General features: G+C 70.8%; 21 protein-coding genes and 1 pseudogene. 14 read left to right on the top strand and 8 right to left on the bottom strand.

All coding sequences use genetic code 11. From position 1 onward, the window contains the following. The first annotated feature begins 9 nt into the window (after positions 1-9). Entirely contained in the window at positions 10-498 is a 489-nt protein-coding gene (locus AC5L38_RS32035) for an NUDIX domain-containing protein (protein WP_495246543.1), read from the top strand. Positions 499-659: 161 nt separating this feature from the next. Then, a complete protein-coding gene (locus tag AC5L38_RS32030) occupies positions 660-1010 on the top strand; it encodes a PRC-barrel domain-containing protein (protein ID WP_495246542.1) in 351 nt (116 codons plus the stop codon). Positions 1011-1077: 67 nt separating this feature from the next. Here the strand turns inward: AC5L38_RS32030 and AC5L38_RS32025 are convergent, their stop codons facing one another. Next, positions 1078-2262, bottom strand: coding sequence for a globin domain-containing protein (locus AC5L38_RS32025; RefSeq protein WP_495246541.1), 1185 nt, complete (start codon positions 2260-2262; stop codon positions 1078-1080). 276 nt (positions 2263-2538) lie between these two features. On the opposite strand from AC5L38_RS32025, the gene AC5L38_RS32020 reads away from it, so the two are divergent. After that, complete coding sequence (locus AC5L38_RS32020) at positions 2539-3300, top strand: helix-turn-helix transcriptional regulator (protein WP_495246540.1); 762 nt, start codon at positions 2539-2541, stop codon at positions 3298-3300. Positions 3301-3548: 248 nt separating this feature from the next. Here the strand turns inward: AC5L38_RS32020 and AC5L38_RS32015 are convergent, their stop codons facing one another. Next, positions 3549-5702 (bottom strand): pectate lyase-like domain-containing protein, encoded by a 2154-nt coding sequence (locus tag AC5L38_RS32015; protein WP_495246539.1) that lies wholly within the window; start codon positions 5700-5702, stop codon positions 3549-3551. 516 nt (positions 5703-6218) lie between these two features. Here AC5L38_RS32015 and AC5L38_RS32010 point away from each other — a divergent pair. Together AC5L38_RS32010 and AC5L38_RS32005 are read left to right on the top strand one after the other, a co-directional pair. Then, on the top strand, positions 6219-7061 hold the full coding sequence (locus AC5L38_RS32010; RefSeq protein WP_495246538.1) for an NmrA family NAD(P)-binding protein: 843 nt from the start codon (positions 6219-6221) through the stop codon (positions 7059-7061). A gap of 285 nt (positions 7062-7346) precedes the next feature. Further along, on the top strand, positions 7347-8462 hold the full coding sequence (locus AC5L38_RS32005; RefSeq protein ID WP_495246537.1) for a winged helix DNA-binding domain-containing protein: 1116 nt from the start codon (positions 7347-7349) through the stop codon (positions 8460-8462). Positions 8463-8576: 114 nt separating this feature from the next. Here the strand turns inward: AC5L38_RS32005 and AC5L38_RS32000 are convergent, their stop codons facing one another. Further along, positions 8577-8801, bottom strand: a complete 225-nt coding sequence (locus AC5L38_RS32000) for a hypothetical protein (RefSeq protein WP_495246536.1) — start codon at positions 8799-8801, stop codon at positions 8577-8579. Between the two features lie 398 nt (positions 8802-9199). Here AC5L38_RS32000 and AC5L38_RS31995 point away from each other — a divergent pair, with 398 nt between their 5' ends. The 3 genes from AC5L38_RS31995 (at position 9200) to AC5L38_RS31985 (ending at position 12139) form a co-directional block, all read left to right on the top strand. Beyond that, the gene (locus AC5L38_RS31995; protein WP_495246535.1) at positions 9200-10324 is read left to right on the top strand and encodes a helix-turn-helix domain-containing protein; all 1125 of its coding nucleotides are present in this window, start codon (positions 9200-9202) and stop codon (positions 10322-10324) included. Continuing rightward, complete coding sequence (locus AC5L38_RS31990) at positions 10314-11582, top strand: hypothetical protein (protein WP_495246534.1); 1269 nt, start codon at positions 10314-10316, stop codon at positions 11580-11582. The genes AC5L38_RS31995 and AC5L38_RS31990 overlap by 11 nt, the downstream gene beginning before the upstream one ends. An 89-nt stretch (positions 11583-11671) precedes the next feature. Continuing rightward, complete coding sequence (locus AC5L38_RS31985; protein ID WP_495246533.1) at positions 11672-12139, top strand: GNAT family N-acetyltransferase; 468 nt, start codon at positions 11672-11674, stop codon at positions 12137-12139. A gap of 119 nt (positions 12140-12258) precedes the next feature. Here the strand turns inward: AC5L38_RS31985 and AC5L38_RS31980 are convergent, their stop codons facing one another. Beyond that, positions 12259-12996, bottom strand: a complete 738-nt coding sequence (locus AC5L38_RS31980; RefSeq protein ID WP_495246532.1) for an SDR family NAD(P)-dependent oxidoreductase — start codon at positions 12994-12996, stop codon at positions 12259-12261. 98 nt (positions 12997-13094) lie between these two features. Here AC5L38_RS31980 and AC5L38_RS31975 point away from each other — a divergent pair, with 98 nt between their 5' ends. Next, complete coding sequence (locus AC5L38_RS31975; RefSeq protein ID WP_495246531.1) at positions 13095-13649, top strand: TetR/AcrR family transcriptional regulator; 555 nt, start codon at positions 13095-13097, stop codon at positions 13647-13649. Between the two features lie 58 nt (positions 13650-13707). On the opposite strand, the gene AC5L38_RS31970 is transcribed toward AC5L38_RS31975, so the two are convergent. After that, entirely contained in the window at positions 13708-14370 is a 663-nt protein-coding gene (locus AC5L38_RS31970) for a TetR/AcrR family transcriptional regulator (RefSeq protein WP_495246530.1), read from the bottom strand. Between the two features lie 330 nt (positions 14371-14700). On the opposite strand from AC5L38_RS31970, the gene AC5L38_RS31965 reads away from it, so the two are divergent. From AC5L38_RS31965 to crcB, 4 genes are all read left to right on the top strand, one after another. Continuing rightward, positions 14701-16269: an acetyl-CoA acetyltransferase gene (locus AC5L38_RS31965; RefSeq protein WP_495246529.1), complete on the top strand. Its 1569-nt coding sequence runs from the start codon at positions 14701-14703 to the stop codon at positions 16267-16269. A gap of 233 nt (positions 16270-16502) precedes the next feature. Further along, the gene (locus AC5L38_RS31960) at positions 16503-17096 is read left to right on the top strand and encodes a fluoride efflux transporter FluC (RefSeq protein ID WP_495246528.1); all 594 of its coding nucleotides are present in this window, start codon (positions 16503-16505) and stop codon (positions 17094-17096) included. A 13-nt stretch (positions 17097-17109) separates the two neighbouring features. Next, positions 17110-17451 (top strand): DUF190 domain-containing protein, encoded by a 342-nt coding sequence (locus tag AC5L38_RS31955; RefSeq protein ID WP_495246527.1) that lies wholly within the window; start codon positions 17110-17112, stop codon positions 17449-17451. Continuing rightward, a complete protein-coding gene (gene crcB / locus AC5L38_RS31950; protein WP_495246526.1) occupies positions 17448-17834 on the top strand; it encodes a fluoride efflux transporter CrcB in 387 nt (128 codons plus the stop codon). The genes AC5L38_RS31955 and crcB overlap by 4 nt, the downstream gene beginning before the upstream one ends. Before the next feature lie 214 nt (positions 17835-18048). Here crcB and AC5L38_RS31945 read toward each other — a convergent pair whose 3' ends face one another. Then, positions 18049-18573 (bottom strand): hypothetical protein, encoded by a 525-nt coding sequence (locus tag AC5L38_RS31945; RefSeq protein WP_495246525.1) that lies wholly within the window; start codon positions 18571-18573, stop codon positions 18049-18051. 94 nt (positions 18574-18667) lie between these two features. Continuing rightward, positions 18668-19282, bottom strand: a complete 615-nt coding sequence (locus AC5L38_RS31940) for a TetR/AcrR family transcriptional regulator (RefSeq protein WP_495246524.1) — start codon at positions 19280-19282, stop codon at positions 18668-18670. 153 nt (positions 19283-19435) lie between these two features. Between AC5L38_RS31940 and AC5L38_RS31935 the strand changes: the two genes are divergently transcribed. Further along, the gene (locus AC5L38_RS31935) at positions 19436-20962 is read left to right on the top strand and encodes an MDR family MFS transporter (protein ID WP_495246670.1); all 1527 of its coding nucleotides are present in this window, start codon (positions 19436-19438) and stop codon (positions 20960-20962) included. A gap of 57 nt (positions 20963-21019) precedes the next feature. Here the strand turns inward: AC5L38_RS31935 and AC5L38_RS31930 are convergent. Beyond that, positions 21020-21572: pseudogene (locus AC5L38_RS31930) on the bottom strand (hypothetical protein); the annotation flags it as partial.

Genomic DNA, 21572 nt, shown 5'->3' with positions numbered 1-21572 from the left:
CTCGCGATCGTGACGATCAAGAATTCGCACTGCTCCTTCTGCGGCGGAGCCTTCGCCCCCGGTCAGCCCTGGCCGCGTACCTGCTCCGGCTGCGGCAACACCTCCTACCTCAACCCGCTGCCGGTCGCGGTGATGGTGTTGCCGGTGGACGACGGCCTGCTGGTGGTCCGTCGTGACGTCGAACCGCACCGGGGCGGGCTCGCCCTGCCCGGCGGCTTCGTCGACGTGGGCGAGTCGTGGCAGCAGGCGGCCGTACGGGAGCTTCGCGAGGAGACGGGCGTCGTCGTCGACGCGGACGGTGTGCGGCTCCTCGACGTGCTCAGCGCCCCCGACGGCACCGTGCTGGTCTTCGCCCTGGGGCCGCGGACCGGGGCGGCGGACCTCCCGCCGGTCGTGGCGACGGACGAGACGACGGAGTGGCTGCTGATCGACGGGCCGCGAGAGCTGGCGTTCCCGCTGCACACCCGGATCGTGGCGGAGTACTTCGCCGGAAAGTGATCACGGCGGCGGCCCCGGTCCGGTCTTCGACCTCGGCGGGGAGGCACGACGCGACCGTCAAGGGTCTTCCCGGAACGGCTCCACGTTCGCCACGGTCTGTTTAGCGCGGGCGCGACGGGTAGAGGGCGAGTGTCACACCTTCGCTGACGAGGAGAAACGCCATGACGGATAACGTGTGGAGCTACCGCCCCGAGGCCTACAGTGGCGAGCAGACGCTGGATCTCGTGGGGTTCGACGTAGAGGCCACCGACGGCAAGATCGGTTCGGTGGACGAGGAGAGCAACGCGGTAGGCGACAGCTACATCGTCGTCGACACCGGTTTCTGGATTTTCGGCAAGAAGGTGGTGCTCCCGGCCGGTACGGTGCACCAGATCGATCCGCAGGAGCGCAAGGTGTACGTCTCGCGCACCAAGCAGGAGATCAAGGACGCCCCGGAGTTCGACGAGGCGACCTACAAGGAGCCCGACTACCGCGACAAGCTGGGCGGCTACTACGGTCCCGGCGCGCCGTAATCGTTGACGACGAACGAGCCCCTCCCCGCCCGGGGAGGGGCTCGTTCGTCGTATGACCGGCCTTCGGTCAGTCCTGGCCGAGCCAGAGGTCGGGCCCGAACACCTCGTAGTGGATGTCGGAGGCGGGCACCCCGCGCCGGAGCAGCTCGGTGCGCACCCCGCGCATGAACGGCAGCGGCCCGCACAGGTAGGCGACCAGGGGGTCGGGGAGGTCGATCCCGGCCAGGTCGACCTGGCCCACGTTGGGCGCGGGCCGGCAGGAGCAGTCGCCCACCTCCTCGTACCACCGGTGCAGGGTGGCGCCGGGCAGGGTGTCGACCAGCCGGCCGAGCTCGTCGCGGTGGGCGTGGTCGGCGGGGCTGCGGTCGGCGTGGACGACGGTGACCTGGCGGGCGGAACCGTTCGCCGCGAGGTGCTCGACCATCGACAGGATCGGGGTGGCGCCGATTCCCGCCGAGGCCAGGAGCAGCGGGGGGCCGTCGGTGGGCAGGGTCAGGTCGCCGAACGGCGCGGAGATCGTCAGCACGTCCCCGGCCCGGACGTTGGCGTGCAGCCAGTTGGAGACCTCCCCCTCCGGGGTGGCGCCGCCGCGCACCCGTTTGACGGTGATCCGCAGGTCGTCCCGCTCGGGGGCGCACGACAGGCTGTACTGCCGGATCTGCCGCGCGCCGTCGGGCAGGGTGATCGCGACGCTGACGTACTGGCCCGGCTTGAAGGGCAGGGGGATCGGCGGCCGCAGGGTGAAGGAGGCCGCGTCCGGGGTCTCGCTCCGCCGGTCGAGCACGGTGGCCCGCAGCCAGCCCTCGCCGGGGGAGGCGCGGTGGAGTTCCGCCTCCAGGGCGATGAGCGCGTTCGCCATCAGCCAGTAGACCTCGTCCCAGGCCGCCACGACCTCGGGGGTGGCGGCGTCGCCGAGGACCTCGGCGATGGCGGCGAAGAGGTACTTGTGGACCACCTCGTACTGCTCGGGGGTGATGCCGAGCGAGGCGTGCTTGTTGGCGATCCTGGCGAGCATCGCGTCCGGCCGGTCGTCGGGGCGCCGCACCAGGATGGTGGCGAAGGCGGCGATCGACCCGGCGAGGGCGCTCTGCTGCTCGCCGTTGGCCTGGTTGCCACGGTTGAAAAGCTCCCGCAGCAGTTCGGGGTGGTCGGCGAACATCATCCCGTAGAAGCGTGCGGAGATGTCCTGGATGGCGCCCCCGACCGCAGGCAGGGTGGTACGGACGATCACGGCCGAATCTGGGGAAAGCACAGGTCCTCCAACTACTAGATGATCTCCACATGAGGCGGGCGGGCACGCTTGAGTCCTGGTCAGACGCGACATCTCCCCCGCAGCCCTATTTATACAATCACATTTTGTGTAAACTCAAGTTCGTGGCGTGTGAGATAGGGCTCCCTCGTACGGACCCGGGGGACCGGGCGTTCGTGCGGGAACGCCCGGCCGGCCGCGTCTACGATGGCGGCCGGGGTCTTCGCGTCCACCCGGACGAGCACGTCGCGGCACTGCCGCAGGGGAGGTGAGCCGGCCATGGCCGAGTCGAGGAAGCCGCGCGGGACCGGTGACGTCACGGGCGGTGCGCCGTCCGCGCGGGCCGCCGAACACCTCGCGCCGCCGCCGGCGGGTCGCCGGCGGCTCATCCTGACGATGCTCCGCGAGTCCGAGGGGCCGCTGGGCGTGGTCGAGATCGCCGAGCGGCTCGACGTCCACCCCAACACGGTGCGGTTCCATCTCGACGCCCTGGTCGACGCCGGGCAGATCGAGCGGGTCCACGCGGCACCGGCCGGTCCCGGCAGGCCGCCGCTGGTCTTCCGGGCGCGGCCGGGGATGGATCTCGCCGGGCCGCGCAACTACCGCGTGCTGGCCGAGATCCTGGCCGGAAGCCTGGCCGCGGGCCCCGAACCCGCGGCCAGGGCGACCGAGGCCGGACGGGCGTGGGGGGACGCCCTGGCGGCCGGCCGCCCGGCTCCGGAGGTCGCTCCCACGCGGGAGGAGGCGGTACGCGAGCTGGTGGGCCTGCTCGACGACATCGGGTTCGCCCCGGAGGAGCGGTCGGCGGGCGGCGACGAGCAGACCGAGCAGACCGGGCAGACCGGGCAGATCGGGCTGCGGCACTGCCCGTTCCTCGAACTCGTCAGGACCCAGGGCAAGGTGATCTGCCCGCTGCACCTCGGGCTCATGCAGGGGACGATGGCGGCACTCGGCTCCCCGGTGACCGTGGACCGGCTCGAACCGTTCGCCGAGCCGGACCTGTGCCTCGCGCACCTCGCGGCGGTCCGTGAGGAGCCGTGACATCTCGGGCGGCCTGCCAGGGTCGTACGGCCTCGTCAGGACGGCCTCGTCAGGACGGCCTCGTCAGGACGGCCGCGATCGGCCGGAAGGCGGGCGCCCCGCGAGCCCGCGAAGGGAGGAACCCCACGCGAGGCCGGAGCCTCGCGGGGGGAGAACCTTGAGGGAAGGAACCCCCGCGGGGCCGGAGCCTCGCGGGGGGAGAACCTTTGGGACCTCGAAGAGGTTCCGGAACGCGGCGGGAGACCCGGTCAGGGATAGCTGACCAGGTTGGCCTCGTTGTTGCTGGAGTTGGACGGTCCGCCCGTCGTGTTGATGATGTTGCGGATCGTGCCGACGCCGCCGAGCGAGACCGTCACCATGTTGTGGAAACGGACACCCGGCGTGTTCGGCGCCTCGAACGCGCGGGCCGCCACGACGCCCGGATTGACGTTGAAGTAGCAGTAGCTGCCCAGGCCCCACGCCTCGTGCGTGGTGACCGTGTCGGCCACCTTGTACGCGGTGTAGCCCTGCGTGCTCCCGTTCATCCAGGCGGCCTGGTTGGGCGGGTCGTAGGGCATCTCGTTCTGGTAGAAGTACGTCCGGCCGCCGTTGCCGTTCCAGACGGTCTGGTGCTGCTGGTAGTGCTCGACGAACAGGCCGTACATCGTGACGTCGTCGCCGTTGACGGTGAGCCCGTTGGCGGCGGTGTTGACGTTCCACCCGACGCCGTAGCTGTGGTCACCCCGCCAGATCCACAGGTGGTCGCCGATCACGTTGTCGCTGTTGACGACCAGGCTCTGGGTGGCCCTGCCGACGGCCGCGCCGCCGACCCGGAAGTACACGTCGTGCAGCGACGTCGGGTTGGCGGCGTGGCTCGCCGACGATCCCGCGGGGCCGACCTGCATCAGCATGGACGAGTTGGTCGGACCCGCGTCGATCAGCAGCCCGGCCACCTTGACGCCGTCCACGTCGGCGACGGTCATCGCGGTCACGCCGTTGTCGGGGATCAGCGTGGCCAGGCCCAGGCCGAGCACGACGGTGTTGGCCCGGGTCACCCTGATCGTGTCGTTGAGGTGGTAGACGGCGGGGGTGAACAGCAGGTTCAGCCCCTGCGCGAGCGCGGCGTTGATGTCCGCCGCGGTGTGGCCGGGCTTGACGACGAAGAACTGGCTGATCGGGATCGAGGAGCCCGCCGGGTTGCCGCCCGCCCACGTGGTGCCGGTGGAGTTGGTCCGCAGCGCCGGCACGAACACCTGGTAGGCGCCGGCCTGGTCGACGTACAGGAACGGCTTCTCCCGCACGACCGGCGTGGTGGCCACCCTGGTGTACGGAGGGTCGGGGAAGTTGCCCGAGGGCGGGTTGTTGACGCCCACGAACACCATGTTCCAGTTGGAGCCGGTCCAGCTGCTCCACTCGGCGTTGCGCGACAGCCACTGCTGCTGCGAGCCCGACCTCACCTGGCCGTCGATCTTCGAGTCGGCGATGAAGCCGCCGCTCGACCAGCCGCCGTCGTCGAGCTGCAGGTTGCCGCGCAGGTGCATCCGCCGGTACGAGGAGGCCTGCGAGACCGCCCAGCGGTCGGTGCCCGACGGCGGGTTGACCGACAGGTTCTCGGCGCCGCGCCAGAAGTTGTGGGTGGCGTTGCCCTGGAACCAGTCGGCCTCGACGTGCACGCCGCCGTTGATGGTGACGCTGTCGGGGGACAGGCCGAGACCGGCGATCTGCGTGTAGAAGCCGATGTTGGCGTCCACCGAGTACGAGCCGGGCTTGAACAGCAGGGCGAAGCGGTTGCCGCCGAACTGGTTGGTCTGCTGCTGGCTGAACACCGAGTTCAGCCTGGCCTGGATGGTCGCGGTGGGCGTCGAGGGGTCGAAGATGCTCACGTTCGGGCCGAGGTCGGGGTTGTTCCCCGTCGGCGGCGGGCTGCCCAGGCTGAAGGACTGGGCGGTCGTGCCGTTGCACGTGTACTGCTGGAGCTGCACGCTGTCCCCGATCGAGGCGCCCGGCACGTCGAGGCACTTGCCGCTGTGCCGGTTGACGAAGTGGTAGAAGCCGCCGGCCTCCTCCACGGCCTGCCACTGCTGGTTGTTGCCGCCGGAGTAGGACCAGAGCTGGACGGGGGCGCTGTCGGCGGTGGAGACGTTCGTGACGTCCCACGCCTGGGCGGCGTTGTTGCCGTTGTTGACCCGGTAGTACCCGCCGCTGGTCGGCTGGAACTGCCAGAGCTGGGCGGTCGAGCCGTTGCACGCGTACTGCTGGACGACGGTGCCGTTGGCGGTCGCGGCGGCCCGCGCGTCCACGCACTTGCCGCTGTTGCGGCTGATCACGGTGGTGAGCCCGGTCGGCGGGGCGGCCTGCGCCGTGCCGGCCGGCACGACCAGGAACGCCGCGACCACGGCGAGCGCCATGAGGATGTGCCTCATCCGGTCCTCCTGGAATCCTGCCGTGACGCGGGTGAGGTACGGGCACGCCGGGCCGGTGTCTCGGCGGGACGGGCGGGGGCGGTGGCGGGCGCGGCGACCGCGCCCGGGGGCGGCGGTGGGGGGTGCTGCGGGGTCACGGTGGCTCTTCTCTGTGGTGTTTCTCTTCCTGTGCCGCGGTGCGTACGCTCCTGGCGCCGGGCACCCCGGCTCGTACGGCGAGGTGACGGCCCCGGAATCCGTCCCATCGGCTCGAAGGAGCGCCCCGGTAACTTCACCCCTTAAATTAACTTGGATCAAACACGGTGGGCAGAATGCTTGTCAATAGGAAAGTTTACAAACAGTAGTTGCGTAGGGGTGCGGCCCTCTTGGGAGAGGCCCGGTTCCTGCGAGGTGTGTCCCGGCGGGCCGGCGGCAGCGCCGGGAGGCGGAGCAGCCGACCGAGGTTTCCATCGTGGGGCGGGCTTCTCCGTCAATAGCGGACAGGGGATGACCGCAAATCCTTCTAGCGTCTGCGCCATGACCACAGAAAATCCGATGACCGTTCTCGTGACCGGTGCCACCGGCACCGTCGGCCGACCCCTCGTCGAGCAGCTGCTGGCCGCCGGACACCGGGTCCGCGCCCTCACCCGCGACCCGGCGAAGGCGGACCTTCCCGAGGGCGCCGAAGTGGTGGCGGGCAACCTGGCCGACACCGCGAGCCTGTCCGAGGCCTTCTCCGGCGTCGACGCCGCACACCTGATCAGCTTCGGCGGGGACGACTTCGCGCCGCTGACCAACGGCACGGAGATCGTGGACCTGGCGAGGAGGGCCGGGGTGCGCAAGGTGACGGTGCTCAAGGGGGACGTGACGAAGAGCGCGCTGGAGGAGGCCGTCGAGGCCGGTGGCCTGGAGTGGACCCACCTGTCACCGGTGGAGTTCATGTCCAACACCCTGGAGTGGGCGGAGTCCGTACGGGAGGAGGGCGTCGTCCGCGAGGCGTTCGCCGACGCCAGGAGCGCCATGATCCACGAGGCGGACATCGCCGCGGTCGCCGCGACCGCGCTGACCTCCGACGGCCACGCCGGCCAGGATTACTGGCTGACCGGCCCGCAGGCGCTGACCCCGCCGGAGAAGGTGCGCGTGATCGGCACCGTCCTGGGCCGCGAGGTGCGCTACGTCGAGCTCACCAGGGACGAGGTCGTCGCGGAGTGGCGCCGGACCGGCTACTCCGACGAGGACGTCGAGTTCTTCCTGACCATGCGGACCGACCCGCCCGAGGCGGGCTACACGGTCCTGCCCACCGTGGAGAAGGTCACCGGAAGACCGGCCAGGACCTTCGCGGAGTGGGTACGCGAGAACGCCGCCGCCTTCGGCGCCTGACGCCGCACCGGACCGGACCGGGCACCTGACGCCGTCATCGAGGCGCCTGACGCCGGACCGGTCGTCGTGCGCGTCGGCGAGGCGCGCACGACGACCGGCTCACCCACGGGACGTTCGCGCGTCGCGTCGCGTCCCGGACACGGGTACGGGTGGGGCACCGTCGTGAGCGGATGACTGCACATGCGGGACGACCGCGAGCGAATGATCGTACGAGCGGGCGATCGCAAGCGGATGCCGAGAGCGCGAGTGGATGCGGGACGCCGCGAGCGGACGTGGAAGGACAGCGTGGAGACCCTCACCCGACGAGCACTCAACCGGGCGACCCTGGAGCGGCAACTGCTGCTGCGCCGGGCGGACGTGCCCGCGCTCACCGTGATCGAACGCCTGGTCGGTTTGCAGGCCCAGGACCCCGACCCGCCGTACATCGGGCTGTGGACCCGGGTCGAAGGCTTCCGTATCGACGATCTGACCCGGTTGCTGTACCGGCGGGAGGTGGTGCGCGCGACGCTGTTCCGGGGAACCCAGCACCTGGTCGCGGCCGAGGACTACCTGTGGCTCAGGCCGCTGCTGCAGCCGATGCTGGACCGCTGGCAGAAGGGCGGGTTCGGCAGGGCCACCGCCGGGCTGGACCTCGGGGAGCTGGCCGCCGCCGCGCGGACGATCCTCGGCGCGAACACGCTGACCAGGCCCGAACTCGGCAGGGCGCTGGCCGAACGGTGGCCGGGACGCGACCCCGTCGCGCTGGCACGGTCGGCGCAGGGCCTGTTGCCGGTGGTGCACCCGCCCCCCGACGGGACCTGGGGACGGCGAGGCGCGACCCCCTTCGTCCTCGCCGAGCACTGGCTCGACCGGCCGCCGGCCGCCGAGCCCTCGCCGGGCGAACTGGTCGTGCGCTATCTCGCCGCCTTCGGCCCGGCCACGGTCAGGGACGTCCAGGCGTGGAGCGGCATGACCCGGCTGGGCGAGGTGATCGAGTCGCTCAGGCCCCGGTTGCGCGTGTTCGGCGACGAGAACGGGCGGGAGCTGTTCGACCTCCCCGAGGCGCCGCGCCCGGACCCCGGCGTCCCGGCTCCCGTCCGTTTCCTCGCCGCGCTCGACAACGTGGTGCTCGCCCACGCCGACCGGACCCGCGTGGTGTCCGACGACCGGCGCGGGCACGTCATCGTCGAGGCGGCGGTGACCGTCGACGGTTTCGTCCGCGGACTCTGGAGCATCGAACGGGACAGGCGCGGGGGCGCGGCGACGCTGGTGGTCAAACTCTTCGAACCCCTGTCGGGGCGGGACGAGGCCGCCGTGACCGAGGAGGGCGCGAGCCTGCTGCGCCTCGCGGCCCCGGACGCCGTCCACGACATCCGGTTTCAGCCCGTCGGCGACACCCCCGGACACGGCCGGGGAACGTGAGTCCCGCACGCCGACCGGCGCCCGGCACGTTCCGGCCGGCCGGACTCGTGCGCCCGTGCCCGTGCGGCCGGGTACGCGTGACCGTACGGGAAGGGCGGGTGGATCCTCGCCACCTCAGAGGGTTCTGACGGTGCTTAGGTAGGCCAGGAGCAGGATGGTGAGGAGCACGAGCAAGACGCTCGTTCCGATGATCATGACAAGGGCGCGCGTCCGCCGGACCGTCCAGCGGATCGCGGCGAACACCAGCGTGATCGTGGCCGCGAGGATGAGAAGTGTCAGATCCACGCTGTCGACGAAACTCGGCATCGCCGCGGCGAGGTGAGCAGGCAGTGTTGTCATTGGGGTTCCCTGGTACGAAGACATGCTCGGTCGGATGCCTTGCCGTGCGGACACCTCCGCTGACGAAGTGACGATCGGGCTCGCCGAAGGGTGTTCGCGGTCTTTCCTGTCGGGGTGCCACTCGCTGCCGGGTCGTGGGCGTCTCGGTCGCCCGGCATGATCCACCTCCCTCAGGTCGACTTTAGTTAACTTCAGTTAATTAAATGAAATTTCCTTCCATTCGATGATTCCCTCGCTGAACCTCCCAATGCTGCCCCGACGGCTACAGAAAACTGACTAGAATGACGTCGCCTCGTACGCGCGTCTTCGCATGTCGGACTGCTTTTAATGCCTCAGCTGCGGATTCTTCATCGACACCGCACTCAAAATTGATGTTTAGTGGGGTGACTGAAGTTCAGATGAATGAGGCTGAGATGAGGGGCGGCAACTCCGCGTCGACCGCGCTGGCGATCCGGTTACGCGAACTCCGTGATCGCCGATGGCCTGATACGCGGATCACACAGGCGCAACTTCGTGAGGCCCTCGGGGTCAGCGCTCCGCTGATCTCGTCGTGGGAGTCCGTTCACACGCCCAGGATCCCGCCTCTGTCCAGGATCGAGGGGTACGCGGCGTTCTTCGCGACCCGGCGGTCGGTCGCGGAGGGGAAGGCCCGCGTGCTCCCGCTGTCCGAACTGACGGTGGAGGAGCTCGACCGGCGCGCCGCGCTGCTGGACGAGCTGACCCGCCTGCGCAACGAGGCGCTGCGGTCGCAGATCGCCGTCACGCTCGCCGGGGAGAGGAGCGCACCGGTGGACGCCTTCCGCGAGGGCCCCTGGCATTTCGCGGACGGCCGGCCGATCACGATCATCTGCTCGCAGGTCCCGGAGGTGGACCTGGCCAGGATCCCGTACGCGAACCCCGCCAGCGCCGACTACATCGAGCTCTACAAATACTCGGACCTGGACTCGTTGTTCGAGCTGCACGGGCACCTTCGCGCCGCGAACCCCCAGAGCCTGGTGACCGTCCGGGTGACCGAGGACCTGAAGTCGGACGACCTCACCACTCACCTGGTGCTGCTGGGCGGCGTGGACTGGAACAAGGTCACCGCGTCCATGCTCGCGAGAATCGAGCTTCCGGTCCGGCAGGTGCCCGACTGGGCCGGGGAGAAGGGCCCCTACTTCGAGGTCGACGAGGACGGCGAGACGCGCAGGCACCACCCCCTCACCCGGAAGTCGGACGAGGGCCTGCAACTGCTGGAGGACGTCGCCTTCTTCTATCGCGGCGTGAATCCCGACAATGTCCTGCGCACGCTGACCATCTGCAACGGGATGTACGCCCGAGGCGTGTACGGGGCCGTCCGGGCACTGACCGACGAACGTTTCCGCGACAGGAACGCGATGTTCCTGCGGACGCGTTTCGGCGACGCGCGGTCGTACGGCATTCTCACCCGGGTCAGGATCCAGGGGCAGGTCGTCGTCACGCCGGACTGGAACCTCGACACGGTCAGGCTGCACGAGTGGGCGAAGCCCGTCGATGGCGACTGAGACGAAGCGGGTCGCGACGGAGCATCATCACGGCTCCCACCGGCACCTGATCGACGTCTTCAAGATGCCGCCCTCTCCCGGAGCGCCCTCTCCCGGGACGCCCGGAACCGGGACGCCCGGTACAGGAGCGCCCGGTACTAGAGCGCTCGGAACTGGAGCGCTCGAAACGGTGGCGGGCGGGACCGGGACGCCCGGAAAGGTCGACGCCATCGTGGTGCCCACGATCCGGCATCCCCGCTGGCTGGAGCACGCGATCCGCCTGGCGGGCGCGTTGCGCTGCCCCCTGGTCTCCCTGCACAGCGGCAGGTGGAGCAGCGCGAGGCGCGCGGCCACCATCGTGCCGGTCAACGTGGAGTTCGTCGCGATCGACATCGACGACGTGGGCCGGTTGAACCTGCCCGACCTCATGACGACGGAGCTGCTCCGGGGCACCCTGTTCGAACGGTCGACCGATCTCAGCGCGAAGCGGAACACGGGACTTCTCCTGGCCCGCCTGATGGGCTGGAAACGCATCGTCTTCCTGGACGACGACATCGAGGTCGGGGGGCACGAGGAGGTCGCGCGGGCCGCCGCGTTGCTGGACACCTACGACGTGGTGGGCATGCACATCGGCGGTTACCCCGACAACTCGGTGGTGTGTCACGCGCACCGGGAGACCGACGGGCACCAGGAGTCCTTCGTGGGCGGCGGCGCCCTCGCGGTCGAGACGACCCGTTTCCCCTCCTTCTTCCCGAACATCTACAACGAGGACTGGTTCTACCTGCTGGGGGAGACGTCGCTGCGCCGGCTCGCGGTGACGGGAATGGTGAAGCAGCGGCCGTACGACCCCTTCGACCGGCCCGCCCGGGCCCGGGACCAGGAACTCGGCGACGTGCTCGCCGAGGGCGTCTACTGGCTCCTCGACGAGCGGACGGGCACGGGCTGGCGGGGCGCGACCGACGTACGGCACTGGAGCCGCTTCCTGCTGGCGAGGAGGGAGTTCCTCGAGAACGTGCTGCGGCGGGTCAGACGTCTTCCCGCGGGTTCGCGGCCGGACCGCGGGGCCATGGAGGCCTCGTTGCTGGCCGCCCTCGGCCGCCTCAGCCGGATCGAGGCCGGGTTCTGCGTCTCCTACGTCAGAGCCTGGGAGCAGGACCGCCGCCGGTGGGCGGAGCACCTGCGCCGGTTGCCCGTGCTCGGGACCGGCACCACGGACGCCATGAAATGGTTGGTCGGAAATGGCGAGAGTCCCCTGCACGGATATGCCGGATTGAAATGAACTCTTGATTTTCCAGACATTTAGCCGTGAATGTGTTGTTCGTGGTGACAGCCGACATACGACAGGCTACTGACCGGGATCTTCCCGCCATGGTCCGGTCGCTCGGCCAGAAGGAGTACTTCGGCGAGCGGCTGATCCTGCAGGGCAGCGGTCACGGGCTGCTCCTCGTCGCCTGGCAGGACGGCGCGACGGGCGGTGTGGCGGTGGGGGACGTCTACGTCTGGCTGGCGGCCGCCGAGGAGCCCGAACTGCGCGCCCACCTGCCGGACGTCGCGCTGATCACGCACCTGGAGGTCGTCGCTGGACGGCGCAACGAGGGGATCGGCACCGGACTCCTCAGGGCGGCCGAACACCGGCTCTGGGACCTGGGCCACAAACAGGTCGCCCTCGGCGTGGGCCTGGACAACCATGACGCCCAGCGGCTGTACGTCCGCCTGGGGTACGCCGAGTGGCCCCACGGCCAGGTGGCCACGACGGAGGTCGTCTACCATCCCGGCGGCGGGCGTGAACTCCGCCCGGAGATCTGCCGGATCATGGTCAGGCAACTCGATCCGTGATCACGGGAGCCCCCGGGGGCCTTGGGTGACCCCGTTTCCAGGTCCTCCCGGCGGTTCAGGGACGCCGCCCGAGCCTGTCGCGACCGCTCCGCCGACGAGGGCGCCCGGCGCGAGCGGGGTCACCAGGGCACCCGGCCCCGGTCGTCGAAGAAGCCGCCCGTCTCGCCGTCGTCGCCGACGGTGGCCCAGTACACCGAGGCGCGCGCGCCCTCGTCCGTGGTGCGCACGCCGTTGAAGTCGTTCAGATCGGTCGCGACGTACCCCGGCGTCACCGCGTTGATCTTCACGTGTGCCAGCTCGGGATCGTCGAGGAAGGCGTTGGCGTACTTGACGGTCAGCATGTTCACCGCGGTCTTCGTCGCGGAGTAGGCGAACGAATCGTGCGAGAGGGCGAACATCGAGCCCTTCTCGGTGGCGTTGGCGAACATGGCGGAATCGCTGGAGACGTTGACGATCCGGGCCGAGGAGGACTCGCGCAGCAGCGGCAGCATCGCGTGGACGACCCGCACCGTCCCGAAGACGTTGGTCTCGAACTCCGCGCGCATGTCATCGCCCGACACCTCGGTCGCGTGCCTGCGGATGAGCGTCCCCGCGTTGTTCACCAGCACGTCCAGGCGGCCGTACTCGCGGCCGATGAACTCGGCCGCCCTCCTGACCGACTCGTCGTCCGTGACGTCGATCCGCACGGGCCGCACCGTGATCCCTGCCTCGGCGAGTTCCTCGGCCGCCCGGGCGCCGCGCTCGGCGTCACGGCTGCCGAGGAGCACGGTGAGGCCGCGCTCGGCCAGCTGGCGGGCCGTGGCCAGGCCCACACCCTTGTTGGCGCCCGTGACCAGGGCGATGGTTTCGGCGGACATCTCTCGCTCCCTCATGCTCGCGGCACATAGACTCAGAACTGATAGTGCCCCTACACTTTAAGCGTAGGGATCCTACGGTTGTCAATCCGGGAGGTGACGTGGAGCCCGTCCTCGGTTCGAGGCGCCCGAAACGGGCGGACGCCCGCCGCAACTTCGACGCCCTGCTCGTGGCGGCCCGGGAGACGTTCGCCGAGATCGGGGCGCAGGCCTCGCTCGAGGACATCGCCCGGCGGGCCGGGGTGAGCATCGCCACCCTGTACCGCAACTTCCCCACCCGCGAGGATCTCGTCGAGGAGGTCCACCGCGAGGAGGTCGAGGCGCTGTGCCGCGTGGCCGCCGAGCTCGACGACCTCGAGGCGTGGGAGGCGCTCGTGACCTGGCTGCACCGCTTCGTCGAGTACATCGGCGCCAAGCTCGCCTTCGCCGACGCGCTCAACCGCACCACCGACAGCTTCCAGGCCTGCCGCAAGGCGATGCGCGACGCCGGCGGCCCCCTGCTCGAACGCGCGCAACGAGCCGGAGTCGCGCGGCCGGAACCGTCGATCGACGACATCCTGCGCATGATCTCGGGCATCAGCACCGTCGAGTACGTCGACGACGCCCAGCGCGAACGGGTCCTCAGGCTCGCTCTCGCGGGTCTGCGGGCAGTGTGATCCCGGGCAGGGCCCGCGGCTCGGAGGCCGTCCGTGCCGCGAGGCGCCGGCGCGGCGGCTACTCCGGTGGCTGTCCGGGTGACCGTTCCGGTGGGTAGATCGTCGTGGCGGCGGTGAGGACGAAGGCCGTGAGGTCGTCGACGTACCCGGGGCTGCGCGCGGCCATCTCCGCGTGCAGTTCCTCCGGCGTGGCCAGCACGTGGTTGAGCACCCCGCCCAGCAGGGTGTCGAGGATGAGGGTGGGGGAGGCCCGCTCGCCCAGCTCCCCGCGCGCGATGGCACGGCGGATGATCGCCCGGGCCTCCCGCACCCGCGAGCGCCGGATGGTGGCCGACATGTCGGCGAACAGGCCGGGGTGGGCGCGGGCCTCGACGTGCAGCCGCAGGCCCGCCAGCCCGTGGGGGCCGAGGTAGTGCTCCATCATGGAGCGGGCGAGCTCGCGCAGGTCCTCGCGCAGGGTGCCGGTGTCGGTGGAGATGGCGGGCAGCAGGAGGGCGTACTCGATCGCGTCGGTGACCAGCCTCTCCCGCGTGGGCCAGCGCCGGTAGATCGCCGCCTTGCCGATCCCGGCCCGCCGCGCCACCGCGTCGAGCGTGAACTTGGCCCAGCCGAGTTCGGCGTAGATCTCCATCGCCGCCCGGAGGGCCTTCCGGCCCACCTCCGCGTCGCGGGGCCGACCGGGCCCGGCGGCACCGGTCGCGGGTGAGGGCACTGCTGTCACCTCCCGAGGGGACATCGGTCGAAATCCTAGACGCGGCCGGCGCGCCGGCACACGATGGACGGGGCCACGAAGGTCAGGCCCGCCCGGCTCCCGGGGAGGTTCTGCCTGGTTTCGGGGTGTGAAGATCCGCCAGGCTTCGAGGCCTGAAGGTTCGAAGCCTCGGGGTGCGAAGGCTTGCCGGGCTTCGGAGGGCGGGGATACGCTCCATCCTGTTTAAGGACGATATTCGTCTATAAATCGTACCTGTTCACATCATCTTTCACGGGTGACCAGGACGCATCTGCCCGGGGCGGTGACGGACCCCATCCCCGAATCCGCTGGAGCGTGAAGATGACCTTCGAGGGCCTCGATCCCCGTACGCCGGTGCTCGTGGGCGTCGGGCAGTCGTCCGAGCGGATCGGCGAGCCCGGCTACCGGCGCCTGTCGCCCGTCGGGCTCGCGGCGGCAGCGGCCCGCGAGGCCGTCGCCGACACCGGCGCGGACGGCGCGGCGGTCGCCGCCGCCGTCGACACCGTGGCGGGAGTACGCCAGTTCGAGATCTCCGCGCCCGGTGTTCCCTCGCCGCTGGGCAGGTCCACCAACTACCCCCGCTCCGTCGCCGGCCGGGTGGGGGCGAACCCCGGCCGGGCGATCCTGGAGGTGGCCGGCGGGCAGGGGCCCCAGCACCTGGTCAACGAGCTCGCCGCGACGATCGCGGCGGGATCCTCGCGGGTGGCCCTCGTCTTCGGGTCCGAGGCCATCTCGACGGTGCTGCACCTGGCCGGGGCCGAGGACAGGCCCGATTTCGGGGAGACCGTCGAGGGCGACCTGGAGGACCGGGGCTACGGGCTCGAAGGCATGACCTCCCGGTTCCTGGCCGCGCACGGGCTGGCGGGCGCGCCGAGCCAGTACGCCCTGCTCGACAACGCGCGCCGGGCCCGCCTCGGGCAGACGAGGCAGGAGTACGCGGCCGGGATGGGGGCGCTGTTCGCCCCCTTCACCAAGGTCGCCGCCGCCAACCCGCACGCCGCCGCCCCCGTCGAGCGCGGCCCCGCCGAGCTGGTCACCCCGACCGAGGACAACCGGTTCATCGCCGAGCCCTACACCCGCTACCTCGTCGCGCGCGAGAAGGTCAATCAGGGGGCGGCCGTCCTGCTGATGTCCGTGGCCGCCGCCAGGAGTCTCGGCGTCCCCGTGGAGAAGTGGGTCTTCCTGCACGGACACGCCGACCTGCGCGAGCGCGACCTGCTGGACCGGGCCGACCTCGGCAGGGGACCGGCTTCGGTCATGGCCGCCGAGCACGCCCTTGACCTGGCCGGTATCGGGGTGGAGGACCTGCACGCCATCGACCTGTACAGCTGCTTCCCGATCGCCGTCTCCAACATCTGCGACGGCCTCGGCCTGGCCGCCGACGACCCGCGCGGGCTGACGGTCACCGGTGGCCTGCCCTTCTTCGGCGGAGCGGGCAACAACTACTCGGCGCACGCGATAGCCGAGATCGTCCAGCGGCTGCGCGCCAGGCCCGGCTCGTACGGCATGGTGGGGGCCAACGGCGGGATGCTGAGCAAGTACTCGGTCGGCGTCTACTCGACCACCCCCGCCGGGTGGCGCCAGGACCGCGGCGCCGAGCTGCAGGCCGAGATCGACGCCTGGCCCGCCGTCCGGCAGGCCGTCCGGGCTGACGGGTGGGGCACGATCGAGACCTACACCGTCAGGCACCGGCGGGCCGGCACCCGCTTCGGCATCGTGGTCGGGCGGCTGGAGGCCGACGGCCGCCGCTTCCTGGCGACGACCGCCGACGGGGACGAGGAGACACTCGCCCTGCTCGGCGACGGCGAGCCCGTCGGGCGGCGCGTCCACGTCCGCTCCTTCGACGCCGGCAACCGGGTGACCACCGGCGGCGCCGGGACGGACGGCTGACATCGGACACGTCCGGCGCCCTCCCGCCGACCGCGGGTCCGGAGAGCGGCCGCGGGGATGATCGTGAAGCGGTCGCGCTAGGCTGAGAGGTGTGGATCCCGCCGACGCGGGGGTCCCGCGGCGGTGGGGCCCGCCGCACCCAACCGCCGCACCCGTTGCCGCCAACGGTCCCTACCCGTGACATGTCGTGCCCGCGCGGCCACGCCGGGCGCCCGCCACGTGCAGGGAGAGGGATGCGTCCGAAGCAGGCGAGGTTCACGGTGGCGACCGAGCCCATCGACCCCGATGTCGACCCTGACGCCGATCCGCCCGATCCGCCCGGTCGGCCCGGTGCTCGCGGGCGCGACGAGTCGCGCCGCTCCCGCCGCTCCCGTCACGGTGTCCTGGCGGTGATCGCCGCCGGTGGCTCGATCGGTACGGGTGCCCGCTACGGCGCCGCCCTGCTGTGGCCGACCGGGGCGGGCTCCTTCCCGTGGACCACGCTGGCGGTCAACGCGGCCGGTTGCCTGCTCATCGGTGTTCTCCTGGTCGTGCTCACCGAGGCGCGGGCCGCGCCGGCCTGGGCGCGGCCCTTCCTGGCCACCGGCGTGCTGGGTGGTTTCACCACCTTCTCCACCTACTGCGTGGACATCGAGCGCCTGATCTCCGGCGGCCGGGCCGGTCTGGCGCTCGGCTATCTGGCGGCGACTCTCCTGGCGGCGCTGGCCGCGGTGGCGGCGGGCACGTGGACCACCCGCCGGCTCCTGGCGAGAACGGCGAGAACGGCGAGAACGGCGGGGGAGCGGGGACGACGAAAGCGACGGGGACAGCGAGAACGAGGAGCGTGAGGAGGAGAGCGCGATGATTCCAGCCGGACGGGCGCTGCGGTTGACGATCTTCGTCGACGACACCGACACCTGGCACCACCGACCCCTGTACACCGAGATCGTGCACCGTGCCCACGCCGCCGGGCTGGCCGGGGCGTCGGTCTTCCACGGCCTTGAGGGGTTCGGCACCGCCTCGATCGTGCACACCACCCGGCTGCTGTCGATGGCCGACGACCTGCCGGTGGCCATCATGATCGTCGACACCGAGGAGCGGATCCGTGCCTTCCTGCCACAGCTGGACGATCTTCTCACCGGAGGGCTGACCATCCTGGACGAGGTCGAGGTCGTGCGCCACCGGGACGGGAGGGCGACGTGAGCGGGCCGCAAAACTGGCTTCCGGTGCTGGTCGGCGGCGCCGTCGGGGCACCGCTGCGCTATCTGACCGACCGGGCCGTGCAGGCCCGCCACGACACGGTCTTCCCCTGGGGGACCTTCACCGTCAACGTGGTCGGCTCGCTGATCCTGGGCCTCCTGACCGGGGCGGCGCTGTCCGGCGCGGTGGGCACGGACCTGCAACTGCTGCTCGGCACCGGGTTCTGCGGGGCGCTGACCACGTACTCGACCTTCTCCTACGAGACGCTGCGGCTGGCCGAGACCGGCGCGATCCTCTTCGCGGTGGCCAACGTCGTCGCCTCGGTCGTCGCCGGTCTGGGGGCGGTGTTCCTCGGTCTCGCCCTCGCCCAGGCGATCTTCACGTGATCTCGTTCCGCGGAGGTCCGGGAGAGTCCCGGCCCCGGAGAGGCCGGGGGGAGTGACGCCATCCCGGTCCCGCCGTGCCCGGGGCCGAGTGTGAACGCCGCCACTCCGGGCTCATCGTGCCTGGGCCGGGCAGGTGCCCGCTGTGCCCGGGGCCACGCGCGCGGACGCCACGACCCCCGGGTCGACGTGCCCGATCCCTCGCGTGCGGACGCCGTCACCCACCTCCTCGGAGGTCTGTTCCGCGGCCGTCGCGCAGCACCTTGACGCCGCGCGGCACCTCCACCCTGAAGCGGGCGTCGCAGAACGCGATCCCGGTGCAGCCCGCCTCCAGGTCGAGGACGCCGCCCTTCAGGTCCCACCGGAGCGTTTTCGAGCTGCCGATCTTGGCGTCGAACCAGCGGGTGACCTTGATGTCCTCGCGGTCGCCGGCGACCAGGTCGGTCGGGATCTCGTGCGACTTCACGTTCAGCGTCTTGCCGCTGAAGGCGAAGGTCCTCTCCTCGGGTCGTGCGTTCCCGGCGTTCACCGAACAGGCCGTCAGGCCGCCGATCAGCGCGGTCACCGCACAGCACACCAGAACGCGCGTCGTCACGGTCGATGTCAACGGATCCTCCAGGGGATGGGCCGGGGGTGTGAGCGCGCCGTCCGGCGCGCTTCCCGAGGATTTCCCGGCGGGGGGATCCGGTGCATCGGCTGTTCGGCGGATATCGGCTGCGATGAAGTGGCCGAATTGCCACAATCACCACTCATCGGCTGTGCCGGCCGCATCGCCCGTGCCCGCTGTACCGCCCGTGCTCACCGTCGTACCGGCGTCGTATCGGCGTGGCGCCGTGTCAGGTGTCCCGCCGGGTGGGCCGGTCACTGTCGAAGGGGCGGGCCATCTCGTCGAGAACGTCGTCCATGATCTCGTCCAGCGGGCGGGACTCGTGCTCGTCGGTCCAGATGTGCGTGGCGACGCGCAGCGCGACCAGGAAGGCCGCGGCCATCACCTGGGGGCGCGAGCCGGGGCCGCCGTCGCCGCGCTCGGCGATGACCTGGGCGAGCTCGCGTTCGAGGCTGGCGTGGTTGGCCAGCTGCCTGGCCAGGAGCGAGGGGTGCCTCTTGGCGAGCCTGGCGCGGACCGCCCACTGCTTGTCCGGCCCGCCGACCTTGCAGTAGAAGTCGTGGACGGCCCCGTGCAGCGCCCGCCAGGCCGGCTCCTCGGCGGGGCGGGTGCGGATCCGCTCGACCAGGAGGCGGATACGCTGCTCGTCGCCGTAGAGGACGGCGTCCTCCTTGCTGTCGAAGTAGTTGGAGAAGGTCCGCCGCGAGATGTTGGCGGCGTCGGCGATGGCCTCGACGGTGACGTTTTCCAGGCCGTGCTCGGTGGTCAGCCGCAGGGCGGCCTCGTGGACCGCCTGCCGCGTCTCGGCCTTCTTGCGCTCGCGCAAACCCGCTGTGATCTCCATGACGGGGACAGCCTACCCGGATAACCATGCCCAGTGCGCAAACTTGCTCAGTGGGCATGTATCTTGTCTCAGTCTGTTCTGATTTATCTGAAATATCCTTATCGGAGGCTGTGCGTGAGCACACAAGCGGTCGCGCCCCCCGGCGCTGAACCGATGACCCATCGCGAGATCCTTGAAGCACTGAGCGGTCTGCTCCTCGCGCTGTTCGTGGCGATGATCAGTGCCACGATCGTGTCGGTGGCGCTGCCGCAGATCATCGGCGCGCTCAACGGCACCCAGTCCCAGTACACGTGGGTGGTCACCGCGTCGCTGCTCGCCGCGACCGCGTCCACCCCGGTCTGGGGCAAGCTGGCCGACCTGTTCAGCAAGAAAGTGCTCATCCAGATATCCATCGTCATCTTCATGCTGAGCTCGCTGGCCTGCGGATTCGCGCAGAACACCGGCCAGCTCATCGCCTTCCGCGCCATTCAGGGCCTTGGCATGGGAGCCCTGCAGGTCCTGGTCCAGGTCATCATCGCCGCGATGATCAGCCCCAAGGAACGGGGACGCTACAACGGCTACCTCGGCGCCGTGATGGCCGTGGCCACCGTGGCGGGCCCGCTCCTCGGCGGCCTGATCGCCGACACCTCGTGGCTGGGCTGGCGCTGGTGCTTCTTCATCGCCGTGCCGTTCACGGTCGTCGCCTTCATCCTGCTGCACAAGACGCTCCACGTGGTCACGGTCCGGCGGCCCGACGCCAAGGTCGACTACGCCGGCGCCACGCTGATCGCCGCGGGTGTGAGCGTCCTGCTGATCTGGATCACCTTCGTCGGCAACTCCTTCGACTGGATCTCCTGGCAGACCGCCGCGATGGCCGGAGGCGGGATCCTCATCCTCGCCGTCGCCGTGCTGGTGGAGTCGCGGGTCAAGGAGCCGGTCGTGCCGCTGCACATCGTCCGCAGGCGTGACCCCGCCCTGGCCATCCTGGCCAGCCTCGCGGTCGGCATGGCGATGTTCGGCGGATCGGTCTTCCTGGGCCAGTACTTCCAGATCGGCCGCGGGTACGGCCCCACCGAGGCCGGCCTGCTGACCATCCCGCTGATGCTCGGCGTGCTGCTGTCCTCGACGGTCTCCGGGACGCTCGTGTCCAAGACCGGCAAGGTCAAGCCGTACATCGTGGCGGGTGCCGTCGTGCTCACCGTCGGGTTCCTCGGCCTGTCCGTGATCGACCACGAGACCTCGCTGGTGATCGTGTCGGCCGCGATGCTGCTGGTCGGCATCGGCGTCGGCATGTCCATGCAGAACCTGGTGCTGGTCATCCAGAACGTCGTCCCGCTGCGGGAGCTGGGCGCCGCCAGCGGCGCCATCACCTTCTTCCGCTCGCTGGGCGGCACGATCGGGGTCTCGGTCCTGGGCGCGATCCTGGCCAACAGGGTCGCCACCGGCATCGCCGAGGGCTTCGCGAAGGCGGGCATCCGGCCGTCCGGCTCGGGGGGCAGCACCCTCAACCTCCAGGCGCTGCCCGAAGCCGCGAGGACCGTCGTGCGCGCGGCGTACGGCGACGCCACCGGGCACATCTTCCTGGTCTCCGCCGGGATCGCCGCGGTGGGCGTCGTCGCCGCGCTCTTCCTCAAGCCGACCCGGCTCCGTGACAGCCTGGACCTGCCGGACACGCGGGTGAGCGACGCCCTGATCGACTGACCCGGGATCCGCCGACCCGGGTACGGGACGGGCGCCGCGATCGCCGCGCGGGCCTTCTCAGGTGGTCGAGAGCACCTGGTGAAGCCTGGCGGCGAAGGCCTCGGGTTCGGAGCCGAAGCCCCCGTGGTCGCCGGGGAACGCCGTGGGCCGCGTGCCCAGCAGATCGGCCACGGCGGCGGCGGCCCGGTACGGCGGCTCACCCGCCGACTCCTCACCCACGGCGGACACGACGCGCACCGGGGACGTCCTGAGCGCCGTGGCGTCGGGGGTGTACCGGGAGAACGGCGGCACCTCGTAGCCGATGAAGAACTCCATGTTCCTCTCGATCCGCGCCATCATCTCCATCGTTTCCCGGTCCGGCTCCCCCTGAGGTGCCCGCGCGCCCCCCGGGACGCGCTCCGGCCCCTCGGCGGCCGGGCCGTCCTGCGCCCGCGCGCCTTCCGTCCGGGTGCCTTCCTCCCGCGTGTCCTCCACCCGCGTGTCCTCCGCCCGCCGTTCGCCGGCGTCTGTCGCGAACGCGGCGGAGAGGGCCCGCATGGCGGCTCCGGTGCCCTCCTCGGCGAAGGCCTTCTCGACGTCGCGGATGACGGCGCGCCAGCGGTCGCGGTCG

The sequence above is a fragment of the Streptosporangium nanhuense genome, assembly GCF_059358815.1.
Note: the sequence above shows the minus strand (reverse complement) of the source record. Positions and strands in the feature narration are given on the sequence as shown.